This is a genomic window from Solwaraspora sp. WMMD1047 (genome assembly GCF_029626155.1).
Classification (GTDB): domain Bacteria; phylum Actinomycetota; class Actinomycetes; order Mycobacteriales; family Micromonosporaceae; genus WMMD1047.
The window spans coordinates 4,029,812-4,044,614 of record NZ_JARUBL010000001.1 but is presented as its reverse complement, the minus strand read 5'-3'; the positions used below and the strand labels follow the sequence as shown (position 1 = coordinate 4,044,614).

Genomic DNA, 14,803 nt, shown 5'->3' with positions numbered 1-14,803 from the left:
GCCGTCCCCCAGCGGTCACGGCCCGCCCGGCGACCGGTCGGTCGGCGGCTCGGCGCCGGGGGACGCCGGGCGGCCTTCCCCGGTACGCCAGCGCTCACTCTCCGGCCCGCCCCGGTCGGCGTCCAGCCCGACGTCGGGCTGGCCGGGCTCGAACTCGGGCCGGCGGACCGCCTCGGGCGCCGGCACCTCGATCGGGCGGGCGCCGGTACGCGGATCGGAGTCCGGCACCACGACCCGCAACCGTCCCGCCGTCGGCCGGCCGGTGCCCTCCGCCGGGTGCAGCTGCTCGTGCAGTTCCCGGGGCGCCTTGGCGGCCCGCTGCGGCAGATCCCGGCCGAGGTCGGCGATGAGTGGGCCGTACTTGAGATCGAAGGCCGGTCGTTCGGAGCGGATCCGGGGCAGCCGGTCGAAGTTGCGCAGCGGCGGCGGGCAGCTGGTGGCCCACTCCAGTGAGTTGCCGAAGCCCCAGGGGTCGTCGACCTCGACCTCGCGACCGAACCGGTACGACTTCCACACGTTCCAGATGAAGAAGAGGGTCGAGGTGCCGAGGACGAACGAGCCGACCGTCGAGATGGTGTTCAGGGTGGTGAAGCCGTCCGTCGGTAGGTAGTCCGCGTAGCGGCGGGGCATCCCTTCGGCGCCGAGCCAGTGGTGCACCAGGAAGGTGCCGTGGAAGCCGAGGAACATGGTCCAGAAGTGCAGCTTGCCGAGCCGTTCGTCGAGCAGCCGGCCGGTCATCTTCGGGAACCAGAAGTACACCCCGGCGAACGCGGCGAAGACGATGGTGCCGAAGAGCACGTAGTGGAAGTGCGCGACCACGAAGTAGCTGTCGTGGGTGTGCCAGTCGACCGGCGGGCTGGCCAGCAGCACCCCGGTCAGCCCGCCGAGCAGGAAGGTGACGAGGAAGCCGACCGCGAACAGCATCGGCGTCTCGAAGGTGAGCTGCCCCTTCCACATGGTCCCGATCCAGTTGAAGAACTTGACCCCGGTCGGCACCGCGATCAGGTAGCTCAGCAGGCTGAAGAACGGCAGCAGGACCTGGCCGGTGCCGAACATGTGGTGGGCCCAGACGGTCATCGACAGCACCGTGATGGCGATGGTGGCCAGCACCAGACCCTTGTAGCCGAAGATCGGTTTGCGGGCGAACACCGGGATGACCTCGGTGATGATGCCGAAGAACGGCAGCGCGACGATGTAGACCTCCGGATGGCCGAAGAACCAGAACAGGTGCTGCCAGAGCAGCGGCCCACCGTGCGCGGGGTCGTAGACGTGCGCGCCGAGCAGCCGGTCGGCGGCCAGCGCCAGCAGGGTGGCGGCCAGCAGCGGGAAGACCAGGATCACCAGGACGGCGGTGAAGAGCATGTTCCAGGTAAAGATCGGCAGCCGGAACATGGTCAGGCCAGGGGCCCGCAGCGTCATGATGGTGGCGATCAGGTTGACCGCGCCGAGGATGGTGCCGAGTCCGGAGACGACAAGTCCGACGATCCACATGTTGGCCCCGACGCCGGGGCTGTGCTCGGGCAAGCTCAACGGCGTGTAGGCGGTCCAGCCGAAGTCCGCCGATCCGCCGGGGGTGAGGAAGCCGCCGAGCACCAGCAGCCCGCCGAAGAGGTACAGCCAGTACGCCAGCGCGTTCAGCCGGGGGAAGGCGACGTCGGGGGCGCCGATCTGCAGCGGTACGACGTAGTTGCCGAAACCGAAGGCCAGTGGGGTGGCGAAGAGCAGCATCATCACGGTGCCGTGCGCGGTGAAGAGCTGGTTGTACTGCTCCGTCGAGAGGAACTGCAGGCCGGCCCGGGCCAGTTCGGCCCGCATCAGCAGGGCCATGATGCCGGCGGCGACGAAGAAGCCGAAGGACGTGCCGAGGTAGAGCAGGCCGATCTGTTTGGCGTCGGTGGTGCCGAGCAGCCGGATGATCTTTCCGCCGGGCAGGTGTGGCCGGACCGGACCCGGCCGGGCGCCGAGCCGGGGTGGCGCCAGCAGCACCGGCGGGGTGGTCGGCCCCGACTCGGTGATGACGTGTTCCGACATGTCCCCACCCCGCTCGACGATTGCGTCGGGCGTGGCTACCCGGCCCCAGCTGCCAGCAAACCAGGCAATTAGGATGTATTACGCGACCGCTCGGTTGTCGGCAGATCGGACGAACGGCGGACCCGGAGTGCGCTCAGTGCGCCGGCAGGACCGCCCAGACCACCTTGCCGTCACCGATCGGCAGGCTGCCCCAGCGCTGCGCCAGCTCCCGGACGAGCAGCAGACCACGTCCGCCCTCGGCGCGTGGGTGCGGGTTGCCCGGCAACACCGCCCCCTGGCTGCCGTCGGCGACCGCGACATGCAGGAACGGCCGGCGCAGGGTCAACGTGACGTCCATCGGGGTGCCGGCGTGCCGCACCACGTTGCCGACGAACTCGCTCAGGACCAGCCGGGTCGGGCCGGCCAGGTCCGGCAGGTTCCACCGCTGGCAGGCCTCGCTGGCCAGTTCGCGGGCCCGCCGGCAGGCGCCGCTCACCGGCTCCAGGTGGGCCCGGAGCCGGGGCGCGGCGGACCGTCGGGTGGCCTCCCGGATCGCCGCGGCGCAGTCGCGACGCACCGCGACCCGCCGGCCGGCGGACGTCGCGGCCAGCCAGTCGGCGGTGTCGTCGGTGGGTCCGCAGACCACCACCGGAACCTCCGGCCAGATGGCGGCCTGCCGGGCCACCGCGGCGAAGACCGACAGCGCCAGCCGCTCCTCGACCCGGACGGTGGTGAGGTCGACCACCAGGGCGTCCGGCTGGTCGGCGAGGCAGCGCTGCAGGGCGGCGTGCACCGGCCGGGTGGTGGTGAGGTCGAGTGAGCCGCGCAGCCTGACCACCGTCACCGGTGAGTCGTCCTCGACCTGACAGTCCAGCCGGCTCGCCATCTCGACCCTCTTCCCAACGTCCCTGGGCCGTCCCGCATCCTGCGGATCGTCCGCGTCCGGGGGCGTGCCGCCGTCCCGATCGGGGCCCCGCCCGGCCGCGTCGGGACAGGTACCCGGCTGGCCGCCGGGCGAAACGGGGTGCGGTCAGCGCGCCGGTGGAGCGGTTCCGGCCCGCAGTCCGACAGCGAGCAGGGCCGTGCCCAGCAACAGATGCAGCCAGTTGCCGGCCTGGTTCGCGGGCAGGAAGTTGGTCGACCGCTGGTCGTCGGTGGCCAGCCCGACGATCCAGAGCAGCAGCAGCGCCAGGCCGGCGCCGACGAGGAACGCTCGGGCGCCGCGGTCGGTCCGCGCCAGCACCAGGCCGACGGCACCAATCAGCAGGTGCACCGCGTTGAGCAGCACCGACACCTGAATGACGCCGAACAGCCGGGCGCCGGAACCGGCGCCGACCAGCTCGAGGTCGGCCAGGTCGGAGGTGACCCCGGGTACGAACCCCAGCACCCCGATCAGGGTCACCGCCCCGGCCGCGAGGTTGGCCAGGAGCCGCACCACCGGCCGGCCGGTCCTGGGCTGGTCGAGAGCGGAGCCAGGTCGAGATGCCATCGGCCCACCTTCCGGTTGCGGATCGTCCTCCGGTCGGGCTCACCGGGTCCGGGCCACCGGACTCATCGGGTCCCGGCCACCGGCCTTCCCGCAGTCTCGTCGGCCAAACGGCGCAGGGCCGGCGGTTCCAGCACCTCGAGGCGGAGCTGACGGACCCGGTCGTACAGGTCGAGGTAGCGGCGGGCCATCACGTCCGGGGTGAACCGTCGGGCCGCCTCCCGGCGGCACTCGTCGCCGCTGAGCCGGTCGACCGCGCAGACCAGGTCGGCGAGCTCCGTCTCGTCGTCCGCGAGCAGGCCGGTACGGCCGTGCTCGACCAGTTCGGGCAGGCAGCCCCGGGCGGTCGCCACCACCGGGGTGCCGAGCGCGAGCGACTCGACCACGGCGGTGCCACCCGGCTCCTCCCAGCGCAGCGGGAACAGCGCGGCGCGGGCGGTGGCCACCAGCTCGTCGCGCTCCGCGCCGGCCACGGTGCCGACCCACCGGACCCGGTCGCCGTCGACGAAGGGCGCCACCTGCTCCCGCCAGAACCGCACATCCGGGTTCTGCTCCGCGGGGTCCGCGACGGCCAGGTCGGCCGGTCGGTGGTACGGCCCGACCGGTCCGGCCAGCACCAGGTCGAACCCGACCTGGTGGGCCAGCCGGGCGCCGAGATCCTGCCCCTTGCCCGGCGTGATCCGGCCGAGGACGACCAGATGGCTGCCCTTCTCGGTCCGGGGCCGCCGGTCGGCCGCCACGGCCAGTGGGGTGGCCAGGTGCACGTGCCCGACCGAGTGCGCCCGCAGCGCGGCCGGGGCGCGGGCGAGTTGGGCGGCGGAGACCCCGTTGACCTTGACCCGCTCACCGCCGTCGATCGTCCCGTACAGCTCCGGATGTTTGGCCAGATCCCAGTGCAGGGTGTGCAGCACCGGGACGGAATCGGCCGGCAGCGCCGCCAGGGTGGCCAGCCCGACCGCCTCGACGTGGTCGTGCACCAGGTCGATGTCGTCGCGGTCGCGCAGCGCCCGGATCACCCCGTGCAGGTGCGCCTGGGCAAGCCCGCACACCTGGTTGTACGGGCGTTGCAGGGCGGCGAACTGGCCGGTCTCGAAGACCGACACCCGGCCGTCGGCCGGCAGTGCGCTGTCGCCGACCGAGGCGAGCACCACCCGGACGCCCAGCCGGCGCAGCGGCGGGACGAGGGTGGCGATGACGTTCTCGATGCCGCCGTAGCCCGGCGGCGGCACCGCCAGCCACGGGCCGGCGTTCATCAGCACGGTCAGGCTCACCGCCGCCTCCCGCGGCGGGCGGCGGCCGGCGGGCGGTGGCCGCGCCGGTCCTGGTCGGCGGTCACCGCCGGGCCAACTGGGCCGGCCAGGGCCGGGCCTGCGTGCGCAGCTGGGCCAGCGGCGGCCGTTCCTGCACGGAGACGTCGCTGACCACGATCTCCCGCCCGAGGTTGGGCAGCGCGTCGCTGTCGGCGCCGCGTCGGAACTGGGTGAGCAGCGTGCCCGGGGGAGTGTGGGTGGCGACCTTGCCCTGGCGGTGCAGCCGGGACCAGACCGTGAGCAGGATCTGGGCCGACATCCGGCCGAGTGCGGCGGTGTCCTGGTGCCGGTGCAGCCGTTCGCCGAGGTCCACCTGGGCCAGCGCGTCCAGCCCGACCAGCTCCAGCAGGTCGATGAGCAGTGCGGTCTCCACGCCGTACCCGGAGACGAACGGCACCTGTTCGAGCACCGCGCGGCGGCCGGCGTACTCGCCGGCGAGTGGCTGGACGAACCCCGCCAGCTCCGGCCAGAAGAGGTTGAACAGCGGGCGGGCGACCAGTTCGGTGACCCGGCCGCCGCCGTCCTGCTCGACGCCGGTGGCGCTGACCAGGGGCCGGTGGTAGAAGCCCTTCACGAACTCCACCGAGGGGTCGGTGAGCAGCGGGCCGAGCAGCCCGGTGACGAAGTGCGCCCGGAACTCGCGCAGGTCCGCGTCGACGAAGGCGATCACATCGCCGGTGCTGGCCGCCAGCCCCGCCCAGAGGGCGTCGCCCTTGCCGGACAGCTGCGGCAGGCCGCGGGTGATCTCGTCCTGGCTGACCACCCGGGCGCCGGCCGCGGTGGCCACGGCCGCGGTCCGGTCGTTGGACCGGGAGTCGACCACGATCAGCTCGTCCACCAGCGGCATCCGTGCGACGAGGTGCCGGTGGATCGTGGCGACGATGGCGCCGACGGTGGCCTCCTCGTCGCGGGCCGGGATGACCACGCTCACCCGCTGGGCGCCCTTGGCCCGGACGAGTTGGTCGGCCGTCCAGCGCTCAGCCGAACCAGTACGATACGTTGTCCAGGCTTCCAAAACCGGCGATACAGTATTTGTCGGCTGCAACACGGCCCAACCCCCCCAGTTCTGCTCTGGTCCGAGCCATTTCCGCTCCGAGCCGACCGGGAGAGTTCCCCGAGCGGAACCGGCTAACCGTCGAGCCGGTTAATTGTTGATCAACAATTAGTTGTGGCTGGGCGGCACCGAGCGGGCCACCCGGACCCGGGGCAGAATCGGTGGCCGGCGGCGAGGTGGGAGGTCGGATGCGGACCTGTCGGATCGGACTGGTGGGCGCGGGCAACGTGGCGCAGCGGCACGCCCGGGTGCTGACCGGATTCGAGGACGTGACCCTGGTCGGGGTGACCGACCCGGACCGGTCGGCAACCGACCGGCTGACCTCGGCCCACGGCGGACGCGGCTACGCCGACATCGACGGCCTGCTGGCCGCCGGGCCGGACGCCGTCTACGTCTGCGTTCCGCCGTTCGCGCACGGTCCGGTCGAGGAACGGATCATCGACGCCGGGGTGCCGATGTTCGTGGAGAAGCCGGTCGCCGCGGACCTGCCCACCGCCGAGCGGATCGCCGAGCTGGTCCGGCGGCGCGGCCTGCTCACCTCGGTCGGGCACCACTGGCGCTATCTCGGCGTCGTCGGGCAGGCCCGGGAACTGCTCGCCGAGCGGCCGGCCCGGCTGGTCAACGGCGCCTGGCTGGACAAGGTCCCGCCGGTGGCCTGGTGGTGCCGCCGGGACGCCTCCGGCGGCCCGCTGGTGGAGCAGGCCAGCCACGTACTGGACCTGATCCGGGCGTTGGTCGGCGAGGCCGTCGAGGTGACCGCGTACGGTGACGGGTCGCCACCGGCGGTGCCGGCGGCCGACATCGACGCGGCCACCGCCGCCACGCTCCGCTTCGCCAGCGGCGCGGTGGGCACCCTCACCTCGACCTGCCTGCTCGGTTGGAAGGAGCGCGCCGGGGTCGAGATCATCGCCGACGGCCTGGCGCTGCGGCTCGGCGAGGAGGGCATGGTGGTCCGCGACGCCGACGGCGAACGCCGCATCCCCGCCGACCCGGACGGCGCGCGGGTCGCCGTCGACCGGGCCTTCGTCGACGCGGTCCGGGGCATCGGCGACGACATCCGGGTGCCGTACCCGGAGGCGCTGGCCACCCACCGGCTGGCCTGCGCGGTGGCCGAGTCGGCCGCGAGCGGTCGCCCGGTACGGCCCGCGGCCGGGCGCGCGGACCCGGCCGGATCCGGCGACCCGACCGGACCGGGCGACCCCGACCGGATCGGTCGGCGATGACTGACCGGGTAGTGGTGATCCCCGCGCCCGGCGAGGTGGCCGTCCGGCACGAGGAGGCGGCCGCGCCGGGCGCCGGGCAGTTCCGGGTACGCACCCGCTACAGCGGCGTCTCCGCCGGCACCGAGCTGAGCTACGTCAAGGGCAGCAACCCCTATCTGCGGGTCGCCTGGGACGCCGGGCTGGGACTGTTCCGGCCCGGCGGACTGCCGACCCCCTACCCGGTCGACCGGCTCGGCTACATGCAGGTCGGCCAGGTCTGCGAGAGCCGGTTCGCCGGTCTCGCCGAGGGCACCATGCTGGCGATGGCGTACGGCCACCGCACCGGCTACCTGGCCGACCCGCTGCGGGACCGGTTCGTGCCGCTGCCCGACGGCCTCGACCCGGTGCTCGGCATCTACGTGGCGCACATGGGGCCGATCTGCGCCAACGGGCTGCTGCACGCCGCCGCCGACCTGCACGGCACGGACGTGCGGACGCTCGGCGACGGGGTCCGCGGCCGCCGGGTCGCGGTCACCGGCGCCGGGGTGGTGGCGCTGCTGACCGCGCTCTTCGCCACCCACCACGGCGCTGCCTCGGTGGTGGTGGTCGACCCGACCCCGCGGCGCCGGGCGGTGGCCGCCGCGCTCGGCCTGGACACGCTCGATCCGACGACCGAGGACCCGGCCGTGCTGCTCAAGTCGCGCTGGCCGCACGCCCCCGGCGACCGCGGCGCCGACGTGGTGTTCCAGTGCCGGGGCCAGGCCGGTGCCCTGCATCTCGCGCTGCGCCTGCTGCGGCCGCAGGGCACCGTGATCGACCTCGCCTTCTACCAGGCCGGGGCGGACGAGTTGCGGCTCGGCGAGGAGTTCCACCACAACGGGCTGGCGGTGCGCTGCGCGCAGATCGGCCGGGTGCCGCGCGGGCTCGCCCCGACCTGGGACCGGGAGCGGCTCTCCGCCGAGACCATCGACCTGCTGGCGGCGTACGGGGAGCTGATCCGGGCCAACCTGGTGTCGACGATCGTGCCGTTCGACGAGGCGCCGGCCCTGCTCACCGAGCTGGCCGCCGGGCGCCGGCACGAGCTGCAGGCCGTGCTCGCCTGCTGACGGCCGGGCCGCCGGCCGGCTGTCCGGATTCTGTCCGGCACGCTCCGGGGTGGCCGGCATACGGATATCCGCCGATGTCGCGTACCGTTGCGCGTCATGGGTGTGTCTCAACGGTTGAAGAGCAGGGTCCGGCGTTTCCTCCAGCGGCCGGGCACCACGGTTGATCTGGCTCCGCTGGAGAAGCTCCTGCCGGAGATCGAGGCACGCGAGGACGACCTGCGGGAACTCGACGACGCCGAGTTGACCGAGGCGGCCGGCCGGGCGACCGACTACACCGAGATCTGCGCGGTCGGCCGGGAGGCCGCCCGCCGCGGCCTCGACCAGCGGCCGTACGACGTCCAGCTGCTCGGCGCCATGTCCCTGCTGGCCGGCAAGGTGGCCGAGATGGCCACCGGCGAGGGCAAGACCCTGACCGCCACGATCGCCGCCTACGGGCACGTCCGGCGGGGCAACGGCCCGGTGCACGTGCTCACCGTCAACGACTACCTGGCCCGCCGGGACGCCGAGTGGATGGAGCCGGTCTACCGGCTGCTCGGGCTGACCGTCGGCTGGGTGACCGAGTCCTCCACGCCGGAGGAGCGCCGGGAGGCCTACGACCGGGACGTCACCTACGTCTCGGTCAGCGAGGCGGGCTTCGACTACCTGCGCGACCAGCTCGTCACCGACATCGCCGACCGGGTCCAGCCCGCGCTGACCACCGCGATCGTGGACGAGGCCGACTCGATCCTGATCGACGAGGCGCGGGTGCCGATGGTGCTGGCCGGCTCGATCACCAGCGAGCAGGACCCGGTGCACACCGCCGCCGCACTGGTGCGCGGCCTGCGCGCCGGGCGCGACTACGAGGTCGCCGACGACGGGCGCAGCGTGGCCTTCACCTCGGCCGGCCTGGCCGCCGTCGAGGCCAAGCTCGACGACATCAACCTGTACGCCGACGAGAACGTCGACCAGCTCTCGGCGATAAACGTCGCGCTGCACGCCGAGGCGCTGCTGCACCGGGACGTGGACTACATCGTCCGGGACGGCGCGGTCGAGCTGATCGACGAGATGCGGGGTCGGGTGGCGCAGCGCCGCCGCTGGCCGGACGGGCTGCAGGCGGCGGTCGAGGCGAAGGAGGGGCTGTCGGCGACCGCCGAGGGGGAGGTGCTCGGCACGATCACCGTGCAGGCGTTCGTGGCGCTCTACCCGACCGTCTGCGGGATGACCGCGACCGCGGTGCTCGTCGGCGAGCAGCTGCGGGAGTTCTTCTCGCTGGAGGTCGCGGTCATTCCACCGAACACGCCGTGCGTGCGGGTGGACGAGCCGGACCGGATCTACGCCACCCGGGCGGAGAAGGACGACGCCCTGGTCGAGGAGATCAAGGAGGCGCACGACGCCGGCCGGCCGGTGCTGATCGGCACGCTCGACGTCAAGGAGTCGGAGGCGCTGGCCACCGCCCTGGTCTCCGCCGGGGTGCCGTGCACGGTGCTGAACGCCAAGAACGACGCCGAGGAGGCGGCGATCATCGCCGAGGCCGGCGCGTACGGGGCGGTGACCGTCTCCACCCAGATGGCGGGTCGGGGCGTGGACATCCGGCTCGGCGGCAGCGACCAGGCCGACCGCGAGCGGGTGGCCGAGCTGGGCGGCCTGTACGTGATCGGCAGCGGCCGGCACGACAGCCGCCGGGTGGACGACCAGCTCCGCGGCCGGGCCGGCCGGCAGGGCGACCCGGGCCGGTCGGTCTTCTACGTCAGCCTCCAGGACGACCTGGTGGTCCGGCACGCGCCGGACGCCATCCCGCCGTCGCCCCGGATGAACGCCGACGGGCTGGTCACCGACGAGCAGGTCGACTACGCGGTGGAGCACGCCCAGCGCATCGCCGAGGGCGTCAACCACGAGATCCACCGCAACACCTGGCGGTACAGCGTGGTGATCGAACAGCAGCGCAAGGCGCTCGCCGAGCGCCGCGAACGGCTGCTCAACAGCGAGGTCGCGGCGCTGATGCTGGCCGACCGGTTCCCGGACCGCACCGCGGAGATGGACGAGGCGCTGCTGTCCCGGGTGGCCCGCTCGATCGCGCTCTACCACCTGGACCGGCTCTGGGCCGAGCACCTGGCCACCCTCTCCGAGGTGCGCGAGGGCGTACACCTGCGGGCGCTGGGCCGGCTCGACCCGCTCGACGAGTTCCACCGGGCCGCGGTGCCGGCGTTCAACGAGCTGATCCCGGAGATCGAGACCCGGACGGTGGCCACCTTCGAGGAGACCGAGTTCGACGAGGACTGGAAGCCGGCCGAGTCCGAGCTGGTACGCCCCAGCGCCACCTGGACCTACCTGGTCCACGACAACCCGTTCGGTTCCGAGCTGGACCGCCTGATCGCGGCGGTGGGCCGGCGGCTCAGTTCCGGCTCGCGCTGACGCCCGAACCGCCCGGCCGCCCGCTTCGTCGGCGGTCGGGCGGTTTGACCACCAGTCCTCCCGGGTAGAAGCGCGGGTCCGAAGACATGACGGGAGCACGCCGCGCGGTAGTGATGCGCGCGCGGTGGATCATGCGCGGGGGGATCGGCCGGATGACTGGATCGACGGCAGGAGCTGGGCACACCGCGGCGTACGCGGTGGTGGCGCGGACCGCCGAGCGGTGAGGCTCGGAACGTGGCAGCCGGGCGGCGCGGCGGGTGCCGGCTCGGTGGTGGTGGCCAGGACCGTCCCCGGGGTGGTCGAGACGGCGGCCCTCCTGCGCGAGTTGACGGCCCGGCTGATCGGTGGCACCGACCTCGACGAGGCGTTGGGCCGGCTGGCCCGGATCGCCCGGGACGCCGTACCCGGTGCCACCGGTTGCGGTGTCACCCTGCTGCGGGGCGGTGGCCCGGCGGCGGTGGCGGCGACCGACCCCCGGCTGCGTGATCTGGACCACCCCCGGCACGGCGCCGACGGCCCGGCGATGACCGCCATCCGGCGCCGGGAGCTGGTCCGGGTGGCGGAGCTGACCGGCGAGACCCGCTGGCGACGGTGGACCCGGCGGGCGGTCGGGCTCGGCGTGAACGCCCTGATCGCCGCCCCGTTCGACGTCGACGACCAGGTGATCGGCTCGCTCAACCTCTACGCCCGCCGGCGCCCCGGGCTGACCGACTCCGACCAGCTCACCGCGATGCTGCTCGCCGAGCACGCCGGGCTGCTGCTGGCCGCGGTGCGCGACCGGGCCGGCCGAACCGCGCCGGTGGACGACGCGGTCGGGTCGGATTCCGGCACGGGGGTGATCGGCCAGGCGATCGGTGTCATTATGACTCAACGTGGTTGCCCGGCCCCGGAGGCGTTGCGGGTGTTGCGTACCGCCTCCTCGGCACTGTCGATCCCGCTGCGGGAGGTCGCCGAGCGCCTGGTCAGCTCCGTCGCCCGGCCGCGGCGGTCCTGACGCCGCCGGCCGGCCGGAGCCGGACCGGACCGTTTCGCGGGTCCGGGCCGGGGGTACGACGCTGACATCGACCGATACGTGACCTGCACCGACATCGGGGGACCCGACCGGTAGCGGTGATTCGACCCGATGATGAACCGGGAGGCCGGCGCGATGGATAGCCGACTGCGGGTGCAGGGGCACCCGATCCAACCGATGCTGGTGACCTTCCCGTACGGGATGTTCGTCTGTGCCGTCCTGTTCGACCTGGCCGACGTGGCCGGCGGCCCGGCGTTTCTCGGCGCGGTGGGCTACTGGACGGTGGTGGCCGCGCTGGTGGCCGCGGCGCTGGCCGGCGTCGCGGGCATGGTCGACCTGTGGGACGGTCCCGGTACCCCGGGTGACCGGACCCGCCGCACGGCGGTCACCTTCAACCTGGTCAACGCCGCGATGGCCCTGCTCTTCGTCTTCGTCTGCCTGGTCCGGGCGGGCAGTCCGGAGCGGGCTGCCACCGGCGGCCTGGTCCTGGTCGAGCTGCTCGCGCTCGTGATCGGTGCGGTCGGGGTGCGGCTGGGCGCCACCCTGATCCGCACCTTCGACGACGGCCGAGGCGAGGCGACCACCTTCGAAGCGCTGACCGCCGGCCCGGAGCCGGCCTTCGGCGACGCCGTCCGCTCCCGCTGAGACCGGCCGACACATGTCCACCCCCCGGCTGGTGTTGTCGACGGTGAACCTCAGCGCTCCCGACCCGGCGGCGCTGGCCGGTTTCTACCGCCGGCTGCTCGGCTGGCGGACCGCGGCGGCCGAGCCGGACTGGGTGGTGCTCCGGTCGCCCGACGGTGGGGTCGGCCTGGCCTTCCAGACCGAACCGGGGTACGTGCCGCCGGTCTGGCCGGCCGGTCCCGGCGACCCGCAGATGATGATGCACCTGGAGATCCGGGTGGACGACCTGGCCGCGGCGGTGGCGCACGCACAGGAGTGCGGCGCCCACCTGGCCGACCACCAGCCGCAGGACGACGTCCGGGTCTGTCTCGACCCGGCCGGCCACCCGTTCTGCCTCTGGGTGGAGTGAGCCCGGTCCGCCGGCGCCGGGATCAGTGGTGGTCGCGGCGGTGCCGGTCCAGCACGTCGTCACCGAAGTCGCCGTCCGGCCGGCGGAGCACGGTGTGCGCGTGGTTGCCGTCGTCGGTGGTGTTGTCGTACTCGATAAGCAGGTCGTCGCCCTGGATCCGGTAGTAGTGCCGGCCACCCGGCCGGGTCGGACCCTCCCAGGCGAAGTGCAGGTCCCCGCCGAACACCCGGTCGGCCTCGCGGGCGGCCAGCTCCGCCGGGAGTCGGTCCAGGTAGAGGTGGACCACGCGGTCCAGCAGCGACCGGGCGGCCGGGGCGAGCGTCGTGGCGGCGATCCCGAGCGGCTCGATCCGGTCGGGGTATCGGGGCCGGGTTCCGCTGTGTACGTCGCCGGGGGCGTGGTCGGCGACCACCGCCACGCGGCGCCCGGCCGGGTCGAGCGCGGCCAGCAGGGCGTGCCCGAGATCCTCCTCGGGGGCGAGCGGGCGGCTCACCGGCTGGCCGCCGTGGTCGACCCGGGCCGGGTTCGCGCCGAGGAAGATCGGCGCCGGGGAGATCACGGAGTCCACGACGGTCATCGTGACCGAGAGGTGGTGCCCTTCGAACCGCCAGGCCCACCGGTCGTCGCGGATCGGGTCGCCGAAGACGGCGACCCAGTAGTCGGCGCTGTGCCGGCCGCGCCGCCAGTCCTCGCGCCGGTCCAGCACCTCCTCCAACGCCATGATCGTCATCGCCTGCGCGTACGCGGGTGGGCTGAGCGCGGTGGCCAGCAGCCGGTGGGCCGCCTTGCGGGCGGTCCGGTCCAGGTCGGCCACGCAGACGCCCGGCCGGGGCCGGGGCCGGTACTCGATCCACCGGCGGCCCGCGTCGTCGAACGGGTGGCCCGCCTGCTCGCGTCCGGGTCCGGTCAACGCCGCGAGCAGGTCCGCCGCCGCCTGCCGCATGGTGGCCGCCGGTCCCTGGTCGAGCGGTGCCGCAGCCCTCATCCGGTTCCGCCCGGTCGGCCGGGCCGGAGCAGTTCCAGCATCTCGGGCAGGTCGAAGAAGGTCGCCGTCTCGATCGCGGAGGGGCTGCCGTGGTCCGGGTCGGCGCCCGCGGTGAGCAGGGCCGAGACGGTGTCGGCGGAGCGCCGGAACACGGCCGCCGCGAGCGCGGTCTGCCCCCGGTCGTTCACCCGGGCGTGGTCGGCTCCCCGGTCCAGCAGGGCGGTGACGGTCTCCGGGTGGGCGTGGTACGCGGCCAGGATCAGCAGCGTGTCGCCCTTGTCGTTCGTCATGTTGACCGGCAGGCCGGCGTCGACGTAGCCGGCCAGCTCCCCGGTGTGTCCGCCCCGGGCCAGGTCGAACATCCGATGCGCGAACGCCAGCGTCTCCTCGTCCAGGTCATCACCCACACCGACAGCGTAGGCGCCGGCGCGGCCCCGGGCCGGCGGGTGGGGCGGTCAGGTGACGGCCAGGTCGCGCATCCGCCCGATCTCGGCACCCTGCTCGGTGGCGATCGAGGTGGCCAGCTGGCGCACGGTGACGTCGACGCCGACCCGCAGCACGCCGGTGGCCATCTCGATGGCGCCCTGGTGGTGGTCGGTCATCATCTCGACGAAGAGCCGGTCGAAGTCGGCGCCCCGGGCCTGGGCCAGGGCCCGCAGGGCGGCGTCGCTCTGCATGCCGGGCATGTCGCGGTGGTCGTGCCCGCCACCGGGGGCGTCGGGCGGCAACCGGTTCTCGGCCAGCCAGCCGCGCATCCGCTGGATTTCCGGTAGCTGGCTGACCCGGACCCGCTCGGCGAGCGCCCGGATCCGCGGATCGCCGGCCCGGTCGGGGGCCATCGCGGCCATCCGCAGGGCCTGCGTGTGGTGCGGGATCATCATCCGCACGAAGGTCACCTCCTGCGGGTTGTGCACCGGTTCAACCGGCCTGCCGTCGGTGCTGACCGCAGCCGACTCGCCGGGCCGGCCGGGCACGATGACGGGTGGTCCGACCTCCGATGTGGCCGGTGCCAACGGCGTGCCGCCGGCGCCGGTTCCCGGGTCTGACGCTTCGTCGGCGTTCGTGCCGGACAGTGCCACACCGGCGGCGGCGACGACTCCGGCGAGCAGCACGGCCGCGACCGCGAATCCGGCCCGACGGTGCTGCGTGAGGCGCATCTGGCCGACCTCCAGCTCGGGGGACTGGGCCGAGCATAGGACGCGGATTGGCATCAT

The 14,803-nt window shown here is 73.7% G+C and carries 14 protein-coding genes; 6 read left to right on the top strand and 8 right to left on the bottom strand.

The genetic code is table 11. The annotated features are described in order from the left end of the window. Positions 1-15 precede the first annotated feature (15 nt). The 5 genes from ctaD to O7627_RS18385 form a co-directional block, all read right to left on the bottom strand. Entirely contained in the window at positions 16-2,031 is a 2,016-nt protein-coding gene (gene ctaD / locus O7627_RS18405; RefSeq protein WP_278094757.1) for a cytochrome c oxidase subunit I, read from the bottom strand. 133 nt (positions 2,032-2,164) lie between these two features. Continuing rightward, positions 2,165-2,896 (bottom strand): ATP-binding protein, encoded by a 732-nt coding sequence (locus tag O7627_RS18400; protein ID WP_278094756.1) that lies wholly within the window; start codon positions 2,894-2,896, stop codon positions 2,165-2,167. A gap of 144 nt (positions 2,897-3,040) precedes the next feature. Then, a complete protein-coding gene (locus O7627_RS18395; protein WP_278094755.1) occupies positions 3,041-3,499 on the bottom strand; it encodes a DUF4383 domain-containing protein in 459 nt (152 codons plus the stop codon). A gap of 62 nt (positions 3,500-3,561) precedes the next feature. Next, positions 3,562-4,767, bottom strand: coding sequence for a glycosyltransferase (locus tag O7627_RS18390; RefSeq protein ID WP_278094754.1), 1,206 nt, complete (start codon positions 4,765-4,767; stop codon positions 3,562-3,564). A gap of 61 nt (positions 4,768-4,828) precedes the next feature. Then, positions 4,829-5,821, bottom strand: a complete 993-nt coding sequence (locus O7627_RS18385) for a glucosyl-3-phosphoglycerate synthase (RefSeq protein ID WP_278094753.1) — start codon at positions 5,819-5,821, stop codon at positions 4,829-4,831. Positions 5,822-6,048: 227 nt separating this feature from the next. Here O7627_RS18385 and O7627_RS18380 point away from each other — a divergent pair, with 227 nt between their 5' ends. From O7627_RS18380 to O7627_RS18355, 6 genes are all read left to right on the top strand, one after another. Continuing rightward, positions 6,049-7,083, top strand: coding sequence for a Gfo/Idh/MocA family oxidoreductase (locus O7627_RS18380; protein ID WP_278094752.1), 1,035 nt, complete (start codon positions 6,049-6,051; stop codon positions 7,081-7,083). Then, positions 7,080-8,168, top strand: a complete 1,089-nt coding sequence (locus O7627_RS18375; protein ID WP_278094751.1) for a zinc-binding dehydrogenase — start codon at positions 7,080-7,082, stop codon at positions 8,166-8,168. The genes O7627_RS18380 and O7627_RS18375 overlap by 4 nt, the downstream gene beginning before the upstream one ends. A 96-nt stretch (positions 8,169-8,264) precedes the next feature. Then, on the top strand, positions 8,265-10,559 hold the full coding sequence (gene secA2, locus O7627_RS18370; protein WP_278094750.1) for an accessory Sec system translocase SecA2: 2,295 nt from the start codon (positions 8,265-8,267) through the stop codon (positions 10,557-10,559). 268 nt (positions 10,560-10,827) lie between these two features. Then, positions 10,828-11,553, top strand: coding sequence for a GAF and ANTAR domain-containing protein (locus O7627_RS18365; RefSeq protein ID WP_278098320.1), 726 nt, complete (start codon positions 10,828-10,830; stop codon positions 11,551-11,553). A gap of 153 nt (positions 11,554-11,706) precedes the next feature. Continuing rightward, a complete protein-coding gene (locus tag O7627_RS18360; protein WP_278094749.1) occupies positions 11,707-12,216 on the top strand; it encodes a DUF2231 domain-containing protein in 510 nt (169 codons plus the stop codon). A gap of 13 nt (positions 12,217-12,229) precedes the next feature. Next, the gene (locus tag O7627_RS18355; protein WP_278094748.1) at positions 12,230-12,604 is read left to right on the top strand and encodes a VOC family protein; all 375 of its coding nucleotides are present in this window, start codon (positions 12,230-12,232) and stop codon (positions 12,602-12,604) included. Positions 12,605-12,626: 22 nt separating this feature from the next. Here O7627_RS18355 and O7627_RS18350 read toward each other — a convergent pair whose 3' ends face one another. From O7627_RS18350 to O7627_RS18340, 3 genes are read right to left on the bottom strand one after another with little or no spacing between them, the layout of a single operon-like run. Further along, positions 12,627-13,589 (bottom strand): DUF3500 domain-containing protein, encoded by a 963-nt coding sequence (locus O7627_RS18350; RefSeq protein WP_278094747.1) that lies wholly within the window; start codon positions 13,587-13,589, stop codon positions 12,627-12,629. Further along, the gene (locus tag O7627_RS18345) at positions 13,586-13,996 is read right to left on the bottom strand and encodes an ankyrin repeat domain-containing protein (protein WP_278094746.1); all 411 of its coding nucleotides are present in this window, start codon (positions 13,994-13,996) and stop codon (positions 13,586-13,588) included. Before O7627_RS18345 ends, O7627_RS18350 begins: the two co-directional genes overlap by 4 nt. A gap of 48 nt (positions 13,997-14,044) precedes the next feature. Further along, the gene (locus tag O7627_RS18340) at positions 14,045-14,746 is read right to left on the bottom strand and encodes a DUF305 domain-containing protein (protein ID WP_278094745.1); all 702 of its coding nucleotides are present in this window, start codon (positions 14,744-14,746) and stop codon (positions 14,045-14,047) included. Between the last annotated feature and the right edge of the window lie 57 nt (positions 14,747-14,803).